Raw genomic sequence first — 15,928 nt, forward strand, 5'->3', positions numbered from 1 at the left:
ACCTTAACAATCCTTCCTCTAATCATTAATGTTGCCAGATTGGCAACATTACAATAATACTGATTTATAGCTTCTTAAGATTTTTCACTTCACTTACCAAAGCTATAATTTTGTCGCAAGTGTATTCAAGCTCTGGTGAATTAGCGTCCAGTTTAGCTACCGTACTAGTGATTTTCTTTATGATTTCAGCAGCTTTATCATCATAAGTTATCTTCTTAGCATCGCTCGATAATATTGGTTCTTTAAACGCTTGTAGGTCGGGGAGAGAGAGAGGAGAAGCTTTTATGTCAGAGGCTCGTCCAAGGCTCCTAATCAATTCTTTAGCTACTTTCTGTTTGCCACTTAAAACTTCTTGTTTTAGATCAGGAGTTAGTTTATCAATACCTTCTGAATATTCACGATCTCGATGAATTGTGCGTGGTGACACCTTAAATTCCTTTGCTAAACGATCTTGAGTCCGCTGAGCTATGCTTTGTTCGTCTGTAATTTCTTCTTGAACAGGTCTACCAGCGGCATGACGTTCATTTCGGTACTTTAGTCCTCTTAGGTAAGATGTCTGCTCAGGCGTTAGATTACGGCGTCCTAATTGATTGTTAATCATAAAGTCACGAACATCTTGCATATTCAGAAATTCGCGGACCATTACTTTGAAATCAATTGAATGATTTTTACATATCGAATATCTATTATGCCCATCAACTAATACATTGACAGGTGAATCGTTCTCGGTTCCATCGATTGTTCGTTGGCTTGTTTGCCATATTAGAAGCGAATCACGGCAACCCTCCTTGCGAATATTTGTTTCTAACTGCTCGTATTCCCCTTTTTGTAATTCTGGAATAAGGGATTGCAATTCGGGCAAAATTGTAATGCTAGCTTTTATTTCATCCAGCATACCTTGCATTAAATTGGCTGAATTCCTGTGTAGAACAGGGGAGTCCCCAGAAGCCGTTGCAAATCGTTTCATAAAACTGAAGTGAGCTTAGAGAGAATGGTTAGCAACTACCTCGTCGGCTAGAGATTGATAGTCAATAGCTCCCGTTGAGGTTGGTTTGTAATCAAAAATGGTCTTACCGACATATTGTGATTCGGCAACGGCGACGTTTTGTCGAATTTCAGTTTTAAAAAATGGTTGACCTTTCAAATTATCCCGAACCTTGCCCATTAATTCACGATGGAGTACTAATTGGGGATTGACCTGTGCTATCACAATACCTTCCACCTTTAATCTTGGATTAAAGGATTCCTGAATATCAGCAATAAGTTCTAATAGGTTGTACATTCCTTTAACAGCCGAAGCTTCTGGTTCCAGAACAACAAGAGCCCCAGTAGAAGCAACTAGGGCGGAATAAGTAAAAATGTTTAATGATGGGGGGCAATCAATTAGTATATAATCGTATTTAGTCAGCAAAGGAGCTAATGAATTTCGGAAACGTAATACTCCGCTCGGCGTTTTAATGAGTTCAGCTTCAGCCCTAGATAATTCTAAATCACTTGGAACAAGATGATAGGCATCAGATAGACTGAGCACAGGCATAGCAATTCCTGTTGTAAGTGCTTGCATCAATTGTTGATCCGGATTATGAATACCCAGACTCTGGGAGAGGTTTCCTTGGGAATCCATGTCAATTAGAAGAACGGATTGATGGCGGTTCACTAATCCCTTCCCAAGATTGATTGTAGTGGTAGTTTTCCCTACTCCTCCTTTATGGTTAACCACCGAAAGAACTGTTGCTCGGTGATTGCGAAATTCTTCGATACCGTACTGAATTAGAACAGGTTCTAATGCTCGTAAATGGGATTCTGTTAGCTTCCGCTGGCCATTTACTGCCTTTGCTAGGGTACCTGTTGGAAGGTTAGCTTCCTTGGTTAAACCTGAATGAGAGAGCGTTGGCTTCTTTTTCAGAAAAGCGCATACTTCTTCGTGAGTAAGCATAGCAAAAGGTCGGGTTTTGCCTTAAAATTATACCTTATTTGATATAAATCCATTTCTATGGTATAAAATTATACCAATTTCTCTTTTAAAAATTGGAGAAGAGAAGCATTACCCATTATTGATATTTAATAATCTATTGATTACCAACAGTTTACCCTTTAACTTTCAGAGATTGTATGAATCTTTTATGTTAAGCTTTGCTGTTGAATTTTAATAATACTGAGTTTTCATGTATGTTAATAAACTGATTTACAATAAATTAACCTTTAACTTTCAGAAATTATACGATTTTACAATTTCGATTTTACATCTATAGAACTGAAATATAAGAATAACTGACTGATAATAAATAGGTTATGCATTAACTTTCAGAAATTGTATGATTTATTTATAAGCTCAATTTCACATTCAATATAATTATATTATTTTTCTAGTTTATTGATTATCAGACTATTATATTCTAACTTTCAGAAATTGTATGGTTTGGTAATATTCTTTCAAGACTTATAAGTTTTTGAAATTATTACTTCTTTACAACTATTTGATAATCATAGACTTAATTTCTAACAATCAGAAATTGTATGATTTATTTACTGGATAAGCTCGAACTTATTTAATCATAAAATCCTGATATTCAGCATTTTATGATCTAACTTTCAGAAATTGTATGATTCGGCAAAAATCAAAAATTTCTACTAATTGTTTTTTTGCTTTTTTATTCCTTTTTCAACTTGTGTAGTTATCCACATTTTTTTATCTTTAAATACCCACAGTCAAATATTGTGAATCAATATTTTATTAAACTATTTGATTCTTTGAGGGCCTTATAACTTATTAATAATCAATAAATTATGTTACCTTATTTTCAGAAATTGTACGTTAACTTTCAGAAATTGTATTGTTACTTTCAGAAATTGTCAGAATCAACTTTCAGGGATTGTATGTTCATAAGGGTTTAACTTTCAGAAATAATCAGAGAGTTTTCAGAAATTGTATGGTTGATAAGTATTCCAATATTATACATCATGGCAGAAGTTAGTAAACGTATTGAAGGCAGAAGTAAAAGTGATAAGAACGCTAAGGTCGTACACACACTGCTCTATCAGGGAAATAGCATCACTACTGCTCGCTACGAGATGAGTGAGTTACAAAAGAATTTAATGTATACTCTTCAAGCTGCGGTACGGCCTGATGATACAAACGATACAATATATACCTTCAAAGTTCAGGATATAATGCACGATCTGGATCGAGATCCTGACAATGGCTATCGGAATCTACAGGAAGCTACAAAAGGAATGATGCAGGTTGTTTTTGAGATGTATGTGAATGGGCAGCTTGTACAGGTGAATCCCTTTTCAAGTGCTGTATATGATTACGGGAGGGGTACTATCAGCTTTCGCGTTGATCCTAATATGCGTCCTCTACTTACTGGGTTAACGGGTAATTTTACCACATTTGGTAAGGAAATGGCTATGCGTCTAACGGGGAAATATGCAAAGCGGTTATATGAAATGTTTTCTCAGTGGAAGGACATAGGTACATTTAAAATTGCTATACTTGATTTAAAGCACCGTCTAAATTTATTTGATCCTGAATCAGGAAAGGAAGAATATAATATTTCAAATTTCTTTCGATTTGTTATTGACCCCGCAGTTAATGAAATAAATCAACGGAGTGATTTATTAGTACGATTTCGCCAACATAAGACTGGTCGAAAGATTACTGACTTAACATTTACAATTAAGCGGGTTAGGCTGGAACAGGAATTATTTCTTCCAGGAATCGAAAATGACACAACACTGCTAGGGGAGAGGTTAATGTCTCGTTTTGGTCTTAGAGCAGATCAAAGAGACCGCGTCTTAGCTAACTTTGATTTAGGAGCCATTAGGAAAAAGCTTTTAGAAATTGAGAAACGAAATTCAACCAAAGCTATTGAAAACTGGGGAGCTTACACTGCAAAAGTATTTGGAGTATAGAAATTTACACTAACTAATTGAATATCAATTAGTTAGTGCCGAATAGTCAGCGTAATTTGATATTATCATTAGTATGTTTTATAGCCTACTAAAACTTGTAATTAGGCTTTATGTACCGACTAAACCTTGTATTTGCAGTCTAATGATTGTTTTTAATACCATAAAAATTGAATAAATATTATAATTAGTATAATATTTTGCTTAATGAAATAGGATATTATTAATAAAAACGCACTTAACAGTAAAGCTTTGTCGAATAAATTTGCCTCCGATCAAAACTTGTAATTGTACCCTCTAAACCTCCTTTTGTCCGCCAGAAAATTTAGGAAAAAGCTTTACAAGCGGAGAAAAAGTCTATTTGATGCCAGAAATAAGCCGATTTACTCTCAATTTAGTCGCACCTACAAAACCTCCTTTTTATACCCTACAAACCTCTTTTTTAAAGTTAATTTATTGATTTATAATGTTTTATGTTTTTTCAAATTAATGAAAAAAGACTATTTGATAATGGAAATAATTAAATCAGGCGTGTGATTTTCGAAAATTGAAATAACTGTATTGAATAATTAAGATAATTTATTTACTTTTATAGTAAATAAAAGGCTTACAGTTCAAGCTTGTAATAATGCCTAGAAAACCTGCCAAACGCAATGACGAAGCCCCCTTGGATGGCTTGCGCACCGTCCTCAAAACCCAAGCCGTTACGCTGTCTCCAGGTATCAACCAGATTAGCAATCCACCCCCAGCCGATCAACACCTAGAATACTACTTCATCCCCATGCAATTCATGACCCAGTATCAGGCGTACAACCGACCCGGCAAGCCCCTGAAAAACCTCAAACTAATCAATTATGATAAGCCCGCTATTTCGCTCTCCTTCTTTTACAAGCACAAATATTCCATTGAACGTCAAGTAATTTATGGAGACGTGCTACAGCATATCAAGAATTATCGGGATGACTTGCTAAACCGATCCCTGATGGAGCAGCTTAGCGTGGGCCAGCTCAAAGAACTTCGAGAAACGGACGAACTCCTGCGCAGGGTGAGGCAAGAGCCGGATGCCTACCAGGCCTGTTTTTCCAATTATCACCATAAATACTACTACTGGTATTGTACCTACCGTTATTTTGATGATCTGGCCAGTATGAAAACGACCACCAGTAGTGAACACTTACTCAAGCACACCGAGCGAGTTGGCCATCAGGTACATGAGCGGCTCAACATCATCTTCATTGATCCGGAGTACATTAATGAATCGGTGCCCCATGATCACAAATTAATTGACCGGGAATTGAAAAACTACCCGATTCACCTCCGACAAGGCATTACAACCCTGTATCTTCGAGAGCTTTGAGAACAAAGGTCTGCACTGCAAAACGGGGCCAAAATGAAAATAGAGAGTTAGAAAACTCAGTACTCGACGCAGCTAAGCTTAATTTAATAGGTTTACCGCCCGGCGGCCCGGCGGGTTTATTGCCTTTAAATGGGCCAAAATAGGCTGTATTCTGCTTGGTAACCAGCCAGTAAAGAAAACGGTCGTTTTCTTTACTGATCCTCAAAATCAGCATTTTTTGAGATCAGTATTGTAGTAGAGGAAAATTGTCCCTCAACTAACAGCTTCCTAGTTGAGTTCCTGTTGTTTTGTAAATTACCCAACTCCGAGATTAGCTCCCTATGCCCCCTTGCTTTGGGTGAAGGTAATTACATCTGGTCTCCCTCTAAAATTAGTTGCATTCAATACATTTGTGGGATTTGCCATGTAGAGCATACGTTGACCTTTTTTACAATTTCAGGTTTACGCACGTTATGTTTGAGTACCACGATTTTTTCACTACCCCGCCACTCGACCAGACCATCCGCAAGTTTTGGCTGTTGGACAATCACGCCAATTCCCAACCCGTACTCAATCAACATGTACTCCCCAATGGCTGCTTTAATGTGGCCTGCGTAAAGGGGGAAGGGGCGGTAATTCGAACCCGGAATGGGGAACTGACTATGCTGCCCGCTTACTATTTCTGCGGACAAGCTACCCAAAGTGTCGATGTGCTGATTCGGCCTTTTACGCAGCTACTCATGCTTCAACTTCATCCTTGGTCCCTATCGGCTTTAACCAATCAATCAGTAAAGGATATCACTGACACCGTATTACCACTGACTGACATTTTACCTCAGCTTGCTTCTTTATTCGACCAAGTTCGAACCCAAAAGGACCAAAGCAATCATTGGCCTAATGCAATGATGTCGGTAGTGGAATCGGGTTGGCTCTCTCTGTTGACCACCACGCCTCATCCACTGCTTCAGCAAGCTTGTCAACGACTCATGCAACAAAAAGGCAGTAACAGCGTCCAAGAACTGGCTCAAACTATGAACTGCTCGACGCGTTTGTTGGAGAAACTGTTTAAACACTATATTGGCCTTTCACCTAAACGCTTCTCAACGATTCTACGGGTACGAGCGGTCGTTGATGCCATCCGAAGCAAACCAGCAGACCAGTCGCTAGCCCAGGTAGCGGCTGATCACGGTTTCTACGACGAAGCTCATTTTAGTCATACCGTCAAAGAATTGATCCATCATTCGCCTGGCAGATTTGATCCCACTCACTATTTGTTACCGCTCACCAGCTCCGGCTACTAAACCGTTCGCATTTTTACAATTTCTGAACTTGAGCCCTGAGTAGCTTTGTAGCAGCATTCCTTTCTAGTATTCATTTCATGAATCGGTTTTTTCTTTGTTTGTGGCTGATTAGCCCTTACCTATTTGCTAGCGCCCAAACCAAACCAACGGATAAAGCAAAAGTGAACTACGCCTATTCCCTTTATCTACCCAAAGACTATTCCTCTACCAAGCGCAGTTATCCACTGGTCATTTACTTACACGGTGGTTCGCAACGAGGTAACGACTTAACGAAACTCAATGAGTATGGACCACCCCAACTCGTCCATCAAGGCCAGCAGTTTCCCTTCATCATCGCTTCGCCCCAATGCCCGGACGGTAAGTACTGGTCTTCCGATAATTGGTTTGACCCTTTATATACCGAACTACTAACTAGATACCGAATTGATCCTAAGCGGGTTTACCTAACGGGTATCAGTATGGGGGGGTACGGCACCTGGCAGACAGCGGTGGCTTATCCTGACAAGTTTGCCGCCATCGTGCCGCTTTGCGGTGGGTGCGATGATTCCACCCAGATCTGCCGCATTAAGCACTTGCCGGTGTGGACGTTTCATGGTACGGCCGATGATAAGGTTTCCTTCGGCCTCACGGATCGGTTAGTCAAACGCCTGCGGGCGTGCTTAGGGTCGGACCAGGTCAGATTTACCAAGTTGGCTAAGGAGGGACATGAGATTCAGTACCTCTATCAAGAAAAGAAGCTCTATCGATGGCTGTCAAAACAGCACCGATAAGATTTAGGGAATGTATATCAACCTGTTGTTACGGCTTTCTCGTCAATGAGGGTCGTTAATCAAACGTAGTATGAACCGCTTTACTGTCTTTCTGCTGTTGTGTATTGGCTTGATGCGCCTGGGCTACGCCCAAACCACTATGCCAAAGTTTGCCGCTACGGATGTAAAGGCCGATTTGAGGTATTTGTATGAAACCTTAGCGGCTTCGCATTATAATCTGTATGCGAAAACACCGAAGCGAGTCTATGACAAAGCCTACCAGGAACTGTACAATTCCATACAAGATTCATTGACGCCTTTACAAATCAATCGGTTATTTCAACCCTTTGTGGCTAAGGCTCAGCTAGGGCACTGCGTAACGGGTTACCCGTTTAAAAGTTATAACGCTTTTCTGGCGAATGGAGGCCGGGTATTTCCCTTTGATGTGCGGGTTAATAAACGGCACATGTATGTGGTCAGTAATCATACGACCGATACGACCATTCATGACGGTGATGAAATTTTAGCCCTATACGGGGTCACTATGAGTCAGTGGCTGACTCGGATCTATCGCTACTTATCCGGGGAGAACGAGTATTATAAGAACACCCTGATCGACTTGGTTGGCTTTCCCCGGCTGTTCTGGATGGTTTACGATCAGACGGGACAATTCTCCATCAAGATTAAGCGAACCGATGGGCGAGTGGTGTTTGTTAATACGCCCGGAATTCTAGCTTCTTCATATCGGGAGATTCGCAATCGTCAACCCGCTTTGTTCACCACGAGCCGCCAACTCAACTTTATTCAGACCATAGCGTACCTACGTCCTGGTCAGTTTCTCAATAGCGAATCAAGCGGAAATACATCTCGCCAAGAGACGTTTCAAAAGGGGGAGTTTATTCAGTTCATTGATTCAGCCTTTGTCCAAATGCATCGTCGAAAAATAAACCAGTTACTGATCGATCTACGGGGCAATCCGGGCGGCGACAACACCTTCAGCGATTATATGGTAGCTTATTTCGCGACTCGTCCCTTCTCGTTTTATTCCACGTTTCGAGTCAAAACCAGTGCGGTGACGAAGTCGTTTTGGCGAAACGTCACGGACTCTTCCCTAGCCACTTTAAAACGAGATATCCTCTCAAAAAAAGATGGCGAACAGTTTGCTGTTAACCAATCCCTTTACCCCAATCGAGAGGACTCATTACGCTTTACGGGTAACGTGTATGTCCTGATTGACCGGTACACCTACTCGAATGCTGCTACCACAGCCGCTCAAATTCAAGACTATAGGTTTGGCACGTTGCTAGGTGAGCCAACGGCTGAATCACCAACCTTATATGCCTCGGTTCATGAGTTTGAGCTACCGAAGACAAAAACAGAGGTCACTTACCCCAAAGCGTTTATGATCCGTCCCAGTGGAAACCAGTTATTGAGGGGTGTAACGCCTGATATTATAGTCCCTGAGAAGGTATTGATGTCATCCGACGATGTATTGACATTTGCCCTTGACTATATTCACCAAACCAATGAATAAACAAATGTTTCAGTAAAAAATAACGTCACCATTACAGGCAAATTAGTCGATGAGGGAATCCGCACCGTTAAGAAACGAAAACCAACGTTTTAGAAGACGGTGATTAAAATATCTGTCCAATCTAATCAGTCGAATACGGTCAACAGGGTATTATTAACTCATTGCAGACTTTTACGACAGCCACTACGATTATGTTATGTGACATTAACTGTAAAAGGGTATATTATTTAGCGATAATTATCATTAGAAAACGTCAAATTTTGGTCCCTACTTATAAAACTCTGCTGATTCTATTCTTCCCCTTTTTTCTATGCCATGCACAGAGTAAAGACAGTACCTACCAGGCTAAAATAGGGGCTACTGGTGTACGCATGATCACCGTAGATGGTAAGTACAAAGTCTGGACTCAGAAAATTGGGAACGGAGCCATCAAACTCCTTTTACTGCATGGAGGCCCAGCCAACACGCATGAATACTTTGAGAATTTTGTCTATTACCTACCCAACGCAGGTATAGAACTGTATTTTTATGACCAGTTAGGTTCTTACTACTCCGATCAACCAAAGGATAGTACAATCTGGAATCTGGATCGATTTGTGAACGAGGTGGAGCAGGTTCGGCTAGGCTTACAACTCGATTCAATCTATATTCTTGGCCATTCATGGGGGGCCATGCTGGGGCTTGAATATGCGGCTAAGTATGGTCAACATTTGAAAGGGTTGATTGTCTCTAACATGAGCTATTCGACCTTAAACTCGTACAATCAACGGGTAAAGTTGTATCAGGGTATTGCCAAACGAGTGCCTAATGGGTTAGTTCTGTTGGATGCCTGGTATCGTGGGCAACCCATCAGTGATTCACTGAAGCTTCAGCAAATACGGGACAAATTTCAATCCACTTATGTGATTAGGAAGATTCCAATACCCGATGCCTTGAAGAGAAACTTTGCGCACACAAATCGGGCCGATAGTAAGTACACGAAACCAGCTCAATGGGATTTTTTAAGCCGGTTGCCTAGTGTAAAAGTGACTACTTTACTGCTAGGGTCAAAGCATGACTTTATTCCGATTGAGGATTACCAAAAGATGCACAATCTAATGCCAAAAAGTGAAGTATATATCTGTCCCAATGGCTCTCATATGGCGATGTGGGACGATCCAGAACACTATTTCGCAGCTCTCCGCACATTCTTGACAGATGTACAGTCTAAGCCGCTAATTGGGACCAAAAACTAGTTGTATAAGTAGCTACATGTTAACCTGAGAGCGATCTACAGCGTTGGCGACATAACCAATACTGTAGATCGGTCTCACTACTTTCTGACTGGACTAGCCGGAAGTGCTCCTGTTGCTGAGTAACGCAAATTCATTTTGTAATCTTCACCCGGCATTCTGATCAGGTGCTTTTCGTTCACAGCCAATGTTTTCACTACTACTGTTGAATAAGCACTAGCGCCTGTCTCCTTGTCTCGAACAAAGACAATATATTCAGCTTCTTGAGTTGGTACTAGCAAGACTTCCGATGCATTATTTGGCGGCACGGCACCTGGTGTGGTTAGACCCCAGGCGTAACTGTACTTGCCAGATCCACCAATCGCTTTAGCCTGAATAAGTTGCTTGCCCGTAGCAGCATCACCACTGACCTCGGTAGTAACCTTAACTTGAGCCAGTAGAGTAGTCGAGCTGATCAAACCCATCAGAACTAGAAGGGTACGCATTGAGTGTTTCATTTTGTAACGAGTTTGGAGAAGTAAAGCTGTAAAAGGGAAATTCTTCTGTTATATAATCAACGTGGCTGTTACAAAAGTCTGAACCGGGTCAAACAGACACCAACTCTATGTAAATTAATACAAGTTGTAAGACAACCGAAGGCCGAAGCTGTTATGATTAATCTAGGGAATCGGTATGTCTTAAAACGCCCCAATTAAGAAGCAGACCTCTGAAACCCTATTTGTCTCGCGTAGGAGCGTTTCAAGAGACCCTAATTTTTTAATAACTGTCAACTCCATTTAGTAGCATACGCTGGCTATTCGGGGTGCTGCCAAGGTAAGTTTATAGTAGGAAAAATAAAGACATTTTGCTAATCTGGCATGTTATAATCAAATTTCTAACCACGGTAACCTCAGGGAAGAATCGGCACAAGGCGGATTAGGCTACCGTATTTAACTTAGAATCAATTGACCTAGTTAAGGAAAGCGTTTGGTAATTTCTTTTCTGTTATTATTGAGATGAGCTACGTTCAACGTGAAAATCAAAGCGTATGGAAAGTTATAAGAAAGCGTACATAGCCGGTGGGTGTTTCTGGGGAATGGAAGATTTATTTAGAGTACAACCCGGAGTAACCGATACGGAGGTAGGTTATATTGGTGGCGAAAATGAAAAGCCAACTTACCGAAATCATCCCGGCCATGCCGAAGGAATTGAATTGACGTATGACCCTGCAAAAACGAGTTTTAGGGAAATTCTCGACTATTTTTACAGGGTTCATGATCCATCAACAATGAATAGACAGCGAAACGACCGCGGCTTGAGTTACCGATCCGCGATTTTCATCCAGGATGAAGAAGAAAGAAAGGTGGCCGAAGAGGTAATTCAGCTCGTTAATGATTCCAAAAGATGGAGTGGTAAAGTAGTAACCACATTAGAATCATTCAGCAAATTCTGGCCCGCTGAACCTGAACATCAGGATTATCTGCTCAGGAACCCCAACGGATACACCTGCCATTTCGAGCGATTCGGGACATTTTTATGAATTAACCGCGTGGCAATAATCATGCGGAAGTAGCGATGAAAGCGCACTACTCGATCTGCTTTCATACACGACAAAAGTGTCACCGGTAGCTGCTCATCTAATGGTCAAATGGCGTGGTTAATCCTCTTTCGTTACTGGCACTAATCTCCATTTTCGCCCTTGGGGCTACCATGGTGTGGTTCGCAGGTATTCATCTGGCCAAAACGACCGACATTCTGTCCCGTCGGTTTAAACTCGGCGAAGCTCTTGGGGGCATCATTGTGCTGGCCGTGGTCACCAATTTACCCGAGATTGCTATCACAATCAGTGCAGAAACAGGCCACCGGCTGGGATTCAGCAATCTGAGCCATTTCGGCCGGTTGTTCGAAAAACACTACGGTGCTGAGCAAAAACGGTTCGCAACAGACAGGTGAATCGTATGCTACGAATAGTAGTTGACAGTTAATAAAAACAAGCCGTCTCTTGAAATACCCAAATTATGAAGCATATTCATGTAAGCTTTATTCGTCTAAGATAGGAGCGTTTTTGTGCGACGCATATTTTTGAATACCTGTCAAGTGGTCCCGTACCGCGGGGCCGTCCGTAGGTGCGACCCCACTTGACAGGTATTGAGACAAGCCGTCCAGTTAAACGCCCGCTGATGACTGGTCAGTTGATAAGCCTGGAGTAGGAAATCGTTTTGGCTATTGTCCCCCTCAAAAACGAAACCCACCTATAGGTATCCACTTATTAACTACCTCAAAGAGCTTACCATCTTGGGAATTGTTACGTTTACGCAAACTTATATTGCTCGACGATTCGTGCTCCAATGAAAGCTACCCTCACTTACCTCGTCCTACTACTATCCGTTGCCTGTTCATCACCCAACCAGGGAAGGGCAACCCAAAGCCCTAATTCTAGCAAAGCAGATTCAGCATCAGTCGCTAAAGCCAAGTCCTCGCCTGCTACAGAACCCCTGAAGATTCCGCTATTCAATGATGTGGCCAGGACCCAAAAAAAACTTGCTACAATTAGCAGGGGGGGCATAAGAAACTGGCATTACGATGGGTTAGGCTGGTCGGCTTCAAGTCTTTACGAGTTTGGTTCCCCTGGCATTGGCCAGCTAAGCAATAACCTCACATTGTATCTTGAATCGTCGAGGCAAAATGAGGTGCAGACCCTGAAAGTAAAGGTTAGTATACCAAATATGAACCAAAAATCGAGAGCCCTTACCCAGTATGCATCAACGGTAGAGAAGGCATTCAAGGCTATAGGAGAACCCATACCGGATGACCTGACGACTGCGTTAAGGCGGGGCAAACCCTATGCAAAAGAGACGCCAACGATGTCAATCGAGAATAGGCTCGAAGAGGGCCAGTACAATTCGTGGGTATTGATTGTTTCTTCGTATTAACAGGCCCATTCACGGGTCCGTATGCTACGGATAGCGTTGGACAAATATTAAAACCAGCGTTTGGCGAGATAGTGTAAAGTAAGGGTAACAAACCAGCAACGACCCTTGCAAATCCGTTATCCTGTCTTCATACACACATGGACAAAACAGAGTCATTCCCTACAGGCCCGACTGTAGCTTGCTGCAACTTCTACCGTTTTGTTGCCTATTCCCTAAGTGGGCAATGCTGAACTACCGACCTGGACAGTCAACTCTCTTATTCTTGTTAGAAGGGAGCCACAAAATGTTTGACCAGAGTGCCTTTGCGGCATTTGATTAAATAGAAGGGGTACTGTTCGTTGATCCGTATCGATTCAAATAGCCCCACTTCGCCGAACTCCTCACCAATGGATTCATCGTCGTAGAAGAACATCTTTATGCCCTCAAAGACTTCGTAGTAATCTTTACTAATGAACCGACCTTGGCCGTAGGTAGGCGCTTCCTTGGAGATGGCTGCAAATACCATATAACCCCCCTTGGCCAGTTGGTTATAACAGTCTCGGATGAGTTTTGCTCGTTCGTCATTGCCTAGTAAATGAATTAAGCCGTAACAGAAAACCCCATCATACACCACCGTATCGAAAGGCATATCCGTCACCGAACCTTGATGAATTCTCATCTTGGTTCCATAATGCTTTCGGCCTATTTCAATCGCCGTCGGTGAGATTTCGATACCGGTTACGGTCATACCGTTTTGTAGGAAAATCTGTGCGTTACGACCGTAGCCAATGCCGGGTACCAAGATGCTTTTTAGGGCTTTCTCTAAAAAAAAATCGTTTGTCAACACCGCTGAGTGGGCCGGTTCAAAGCCCCACATGGCTTGCTTTTGTTTAAAGTTAACTTCCCAGATTTCGGCCATTTAGTTACAAATTTTATCCTCTAGTATTTCGCACCGGTAACCCAGTCGGTTTACGGCTTCTAGGATGCTTTGAGCATCAATAGCCTTCCCTTCGGCTCGCAGGACAGTATGACGACAAGGAAAATGGGTTCCCTGTTTGGAGTCGTCTAAATCCAAATTGAACCTCAAGTCGGCAAAGTTGGCCTTAAGCAGGCTTGTCGTTCGCTTTACCTGCTTGGCTTCGTCAATATTGGTTATAAATACCTCTACCATACATCTGCTGCTTCGTTTTAGCTTATAAGCTATATGGAGGCTACGACGGCTTCTATATAGTCCTACTGATTTTTACGGTTAAAACTGCTCAGTAGCCAGTTCATTATTAACCATGACACCGGCTAGGTTCCCGCTGAACACAGCACTGGCGACGGTTCGCATCATATAACCTGAATCACCACAGGCAAACACACCCGACAGGGTGGTCTTTTGAAACCCATCCACTTTGATCTGGCCCTGTTCGGTCAGTTCACAGCCTAGTGAAGCCGGTATATCCGAGTGCTGCACAAAGGGGACACTGCCATACGCTACATCGAAAGCCAGCTTCTTGCCGTCCTCAAAAATGATTTGTCTGAGGTGGCCGTTTTGATGCTCGATTTCCGTAATCTTTGCGTCAATAACCTTGATTTCGTGATGCTTCAGTTTAGCCATCTGCTCGGGCTTGAAGTCGGCTTTGCCCGACGTCAAAATGGTGAGTTGAGGGGTCAGATTAGAGACTAGTGAGGCCAGGTGAAACGCCCGGTCTCCGTTGGCAATCATCGCCGTATTTTGGCCGCGATATTCGTAGCCGTGGCAGTAAGGACAATGAATGACTGAAATTCCCCAGCAGGCCGCAAAGCCCTTGATGTCGGGCATGATGTCTTTCATACCCGATGCAAAGACGAGTTTCGTGGCCTGAAATGATGAATTGGACTGGGTTGTAATGACGAAACCGTTATCGATTTTCCTACCACTGATGGCTAGGTCATGGAGGAATTTCACCGTATTGTAGGCCAAGACTTGAGCCTTGGCTTTCTGGGTAATCACCCCCGGCTCTTGGCCATCTTGCGTGATGAAATTATGCGACTGGGGCGTCTGTCGGTTGCAGGGTAGTCCACTATCGATGATGAGCACATTCCGCAGTGAGCGGCCCAGGGCCATTGCTGTGGAAAGCCCAGCATAGCTTCCCCCGATAATGATTACATCATAACTGGTATTAGTCATACGATCTACTCTAGTAAAGGTTGATAAGGGCCGTGATGCTGCCAATGCAGCGAGGGTGGCACTCCCCCTCTGATGACTTCTCAACGGGTCAGTTTTGCCAAGACTTTTGACAAAAGTAGAAAGGATTTTTGTTAATGCAACAGTGTTGCATTAATTATTGCGATAGATTTGCATTAGTATGATCAGAAGACACACGCCCGCCAAAGAAGCGGTACTTGCGGTGCTTAGCTCGACGGCCAAGGCCATGAGCCAGGATGCGATTGAACGCAGGATCGGCATCGATGTTGACCGAGCTACCATCTATCGGGTGCTCAACCGGTTCTATGAAGATGGTATCGTGCACAAGATCGTGGCTGAGGATGGTAAACAGTATTTTGCCGTCTGCCAAAAATGTGAGGGCCCGAACGAGCCCCTTCCTCATTTTCATTTCCGCTGCACTCAGTGTGAAACCATCCAGTGCTTACCCATACCGGTTCAGTTCACCTTGGCCGAGGGTTACCAGGTAGACCATGTCAATTGTGTACTGACTGGCGTATGTAAGGATTGTCAAGAAGATGCATTTAATTTACACTAAGTCTCCTACAGTCTGTCCGTCTTCTAAAACGCCCTCATTAAAGATTCATACACATGAAATTACCTTAGTCTCAATTAGGAGCGAATTATGAAACAATGATATTTACTATCTGTCCAACGCCATCAGTAGCATACGATTGGTAATTCGGCTTGTTCGTAGGTAAGAAATAGAGGTACTTAGTTGGAACGATAGCTTCTTTCGGTACTACTATCGGCTGAGTTGTTACTATAGTCAATAGGTATTC

The 15,928-nt window shown here is 42.5% G+C and carries 15 protein-coding genes; 10 read left to right on the forward strand and 5 right to left on the reverse strand.

Annotation, left to right across the window (positions count from 1 at the left end):
- Window positions 1–64: 64 nt before the first annotated feature.
- Together CWM47_RS31370 and CWM47_RS31375 are read right to left on the reverse strand one after the other, a co-directional pair.
- Window positions 65–967, reverse strand: a complete 903-nt coding sequence (locus tag CWM47_RS31370) for a ParB N-terminal domain-containing protein (RefSeq protein WP_100992503.1) — start codon at window positions 965–967, stop codon at window positions 65–67.
- Between the two features lie 15 nt (window positions 968–982).
- The gene (locus CWM47_RS31375; RefSeq protein WP_100992504.1) at window positions 983–1,936 is read right to left on the reverse strand and encodes a ParA family protein; all 954 of its coding nucleotides are present in this window, start codon (window positions 1,934–1,936) and stop codon (window positions 983–985) included.
- A gap of 1,025 nt (window positions 1,937–2,961) precedes the next feature.
- On the opposite strand from CWM47_RS31375, the gene CWM47_RS31380 reads away from it, so the two are divergent.
- From CWM47_RS31380 to CWM47_RS31410, 6 genes are all read left to right on the forward strand, one after another.
- Window positions 2,962–3,915, forward strand: a complete 954-nt coding sequence (locus CWM47_RS31380) for a replication initiation protein (RefSeq protein WP_100992505.1) — start codon at window positions 2,962–2,964, stop codon at window positions 3,913–3,915.
- Window positions 3,916–4,540: 625 nt separating this feature from the next.
- Window positions 4,541–5,269 carry a hypothetical protein gene (locus tag CWM47_RS31385; RefSeq protein ID WP_100992506.1) on the forward strand — a complete coding sequence of 243 codons (729 nt, stop codon included), beginning with the start codon at window positions 4,541–4,543 and terminating at the stop codon, window positions 5,267–5,269.
- 452 nt (window positions 5,270–5,721) lie between these two features.
- Window positions 5,722–6,549 (forward strand): helix-turn-helix domain-containing protein, encoded by an 828-nt coding sequence (locus CWM47_RS31395; protein ID WP_100992508.1) that lies wholly within the window; start codon window positions 5,722–5,724, stop codon window positions 6,547–6,549.
- A 77-nt stretch (window positions 6,550–6,626) separates the two neighbouring features.
- Complete coding sequence (locus CWM47_RS31400) at window positions 6,627–7,319, forward strand: carboxylesterase family protein (RefSeq protein ID WP_100992509.1); 693 nt, start codon at window positions 6,627–6,629, stop codon at window positions 7,317–7,319.
- A 70-nt stretch (window positions 7,320–7,389) separates the two neighbouring features.
- Window positions 7,390–8,832 (forward strand): S41 family peptidase, encoded by a 1,443-nt coding sequence (locus CWM47_RS31405; RefSeq protein ID WP_100992510.1) that lies wholly within the window; start codon window positions 7,390–7,392, stop codon window positions 8,830–8,832.
- Window positions 8,833–9,092: 260 nt separating this feature from the next.
- Window positions 9,093–10,067, forward strand: coding sequence for a proline iminopeptidase-family hydrolase (locus CWM47_RS31410; RefSeq protein WP_157816099.1), 975 nt, complete (start codon window positions 9,093–9,095; stop codon window positions 10,065–10,067).
- A gap of 77 nt (window positions 10,068–10,144) precedes the next feature.
- Here CWM47_RS31410 and CWM47_RS31415 read toward each other — a convergent pair whose 3' ends face one another.
- Window positions 10,145–10,549 carry a hypothetical protein gene (locus CWM47_RS31415; protein ID WP_157816100.1) on the reverse strand — a complete coding sequence of 135 codons (405 nt, stop codon included), beginning with the start codon at window positions 10,547–10,549 and terminating at the stop codon, window positions 10,145–10,147.
- Between the two features lie 542 nt (window positions 10,550–11,091).
- Between CWM47_RS31415 and msrA the strand changes: the two genes are divergently transcribed.
- The 3 genes from msrA to CWM47_RS31430 all read left to right on the forward strand — a co-directional run bounded on the left by msrA (window position 11,092) and on the right by CWM47_RS31430 (window position 12,976).
- Window positions 11,092–11,583: a peptide-methionine (S)-S-oxide reductase MsrA gene (msrA, locus tag CWM47_RS31420; protein ID WP_100992513.1), complete on the forward strand. Its 492-nt coding sequence runs from the start codon at window positions 11,092–11,094 to the stop codon at window positions 11,581–11,583.
- 113 nt (window positions 11,584–11,696) lie between these two features.
- Window positions 11,697–11,996 (forward strand): hypothetical protein, encoded by a 300-nt coding sequence (locus CWM47_RS38985; RefSeq protein WP_206170558.1) that lies wholly within the window; start codon window positions 11,697–11,699, stop codon window positions 11,994–11,996.
- A 395-nt stretch (window positions 11,997–12,391) separates the two neighbouring features.
- Window positions 12,392–12,976 (forward strand): hypothetical protein, encoded by a 585-nt coding sequence (locus CWM47_RS31430; protein ID WP_100992514.1) that lies wholly within the window; start codon window positions 12,392–12,394, stop codon window positions 12,974–12,976.
- 265 nt (window positions 12,977–13,241) lie between these two features.
- On the opposite strand, the gene CWM47_RS31435 is transcribed toward CWM47_RS31430, so the two are convergent.
- Both CWM47_RS31435 and CWM47_RS31445 read right to left on the reverse strand, forming a co-directional pair.
- Entirely contained in the window at window positions 13,242–13,874 is a 633-nt protein-coding gene (locus CWM47_RS31435) for a class I SAM-dependent methyltransferase (protein ID WP_100992515.1), read from the reverse strand.
- Between the two features lie 330 nt (window positions 13,875–14,204).
- Window positions 14,205–15,110 (reverse strand): NAD(P)/FAD-dependent oxidoreductase, encoded by a 906-nt coding sequence (locus CWM47_RS31445; protein ID WP_100992517.1) that lies wholly within the window; start codon window positions 15,108–15,110, stop codon window positions 14,205–14,207.
- A gap of 244 nt (window positions 15,111–15,354) precedes the next feature.
- Here CWM47_RS31445 and CWM47_RS31450 point away from each other — a divergent pair, with 244 nt between their 5' ends.
- Entirely contained in the window at window positions 15,355–15,684 is a 330-nt protein-coding gene (locus tag CWM47_RS31450; RefSeq protein ID WP_240625988.1) for a Fur family transcriptional regulator, read from the forward strand.
- Window positions 15,685–15,928 lie beyond the last annotated feature (244 nt).

Origin of the sequence: Spirosoma pollinicola (genome assembly GCF_002831565.1) — a bacterium.
In the GTDB taxonomy this organism is placed as follows: Bacteria; Bacteroidota; Bacteroidia; order Cytophagales; family Spirosomataceae; genus Spirosoma; species Spirosoma pollinicola.

Bases quoted from the DNA above. Each gene is read 5' to 3' on its own strand.
- CWM47_RS31405 (WP_100992510.1), top strand. From the start codon at position 7,390: ATGAACCGCTTTACTGTCTTTCTGCTGTTGTGTATTGGCTTGATGCGC.
- CWM47_RS31445 (WP_100992517.1), bottom strand. From the start codon at position 15,110: ATGACTAATACCAGTTATGATGTAATCATTATCGGGGGAAGCTATGCT.
- CWM47_RS31435 (WP_100992515.1), bottom strand. From the start codon at position 13,874: ATGGCCGAAATCTGGGAAGTTAACTTTAAACAAAAGCAAGCCATGTGG.
- CWM47_RS31385 (WP_100992506.1), top strand. From the start codon at position 4,541: ATGCCTAGAAAACCTGCCAAACGCAATGACGAAGCCCCCTTGGATGGC.
- CWM47_RS31370 (WP_100992503.1), bottom strand. From the start codon at position 967: ATGAAACGATTTGCAACGGCTTCTGGGGACTCCCCTGTTCTACACAGG.
- CWM47_RS31380 (WP_100992505.1), top strand. From the start codon at position 2,962: ATGGCAGAAGTTAGTAAACGTATTGAAGGCAGAAGTAAAAGTGATAAG.
- msrA (WP_100992513.1), top strand. From the start codon at position 11,092: ATGGAAAGTTATAAGAAAGCGTACATAGCCGGTGGGTGTTTCTGGGGA.
- CWM47_RS31430 (WP_100992514.1), top strand. From the start codon at position 12,392: ATGAAAGCTACCCTCACTTACCTCGTCCTACTACTATCCGTTGCCTGT.
- CWM47_RS31395 (WP_100992508.1), top strand. From the start codon at position 5,722: ATGTTTGAGTACCACGATTTTTTCACTACCCCGCCACTCGACCAGACC.
- CWM47_RS31400 (WP_100992509.1), top strand. From the start codon at position 6,627: ATGAATCGGTTTTTTCTTTGTTTGTGGCTGATTAGCCCTTACCTATTT.
- CWM47_RS31450 (WP_240625988.1), top strand. From the start codon at position 15,355: ATGAGCCAGGATGCGATTGAACGCAGGATCGGCATCGATGTTGACCGA.
- CWM47_RS31415 (WP_157816100.1), bottom strand. From the start codon at position 10,549: ATGCGTACCCTTCTAGTTCTGATGGGTTTGATCAGCTCGACTACTCTA.
- CWM47_RS31375 (WP_100992504.1), bottom strand. From the start codon at position 1,936: ATGCTTACTCACGAAGAAGTATGCGCTTTTCTGAAAAAGAAGCCAACG.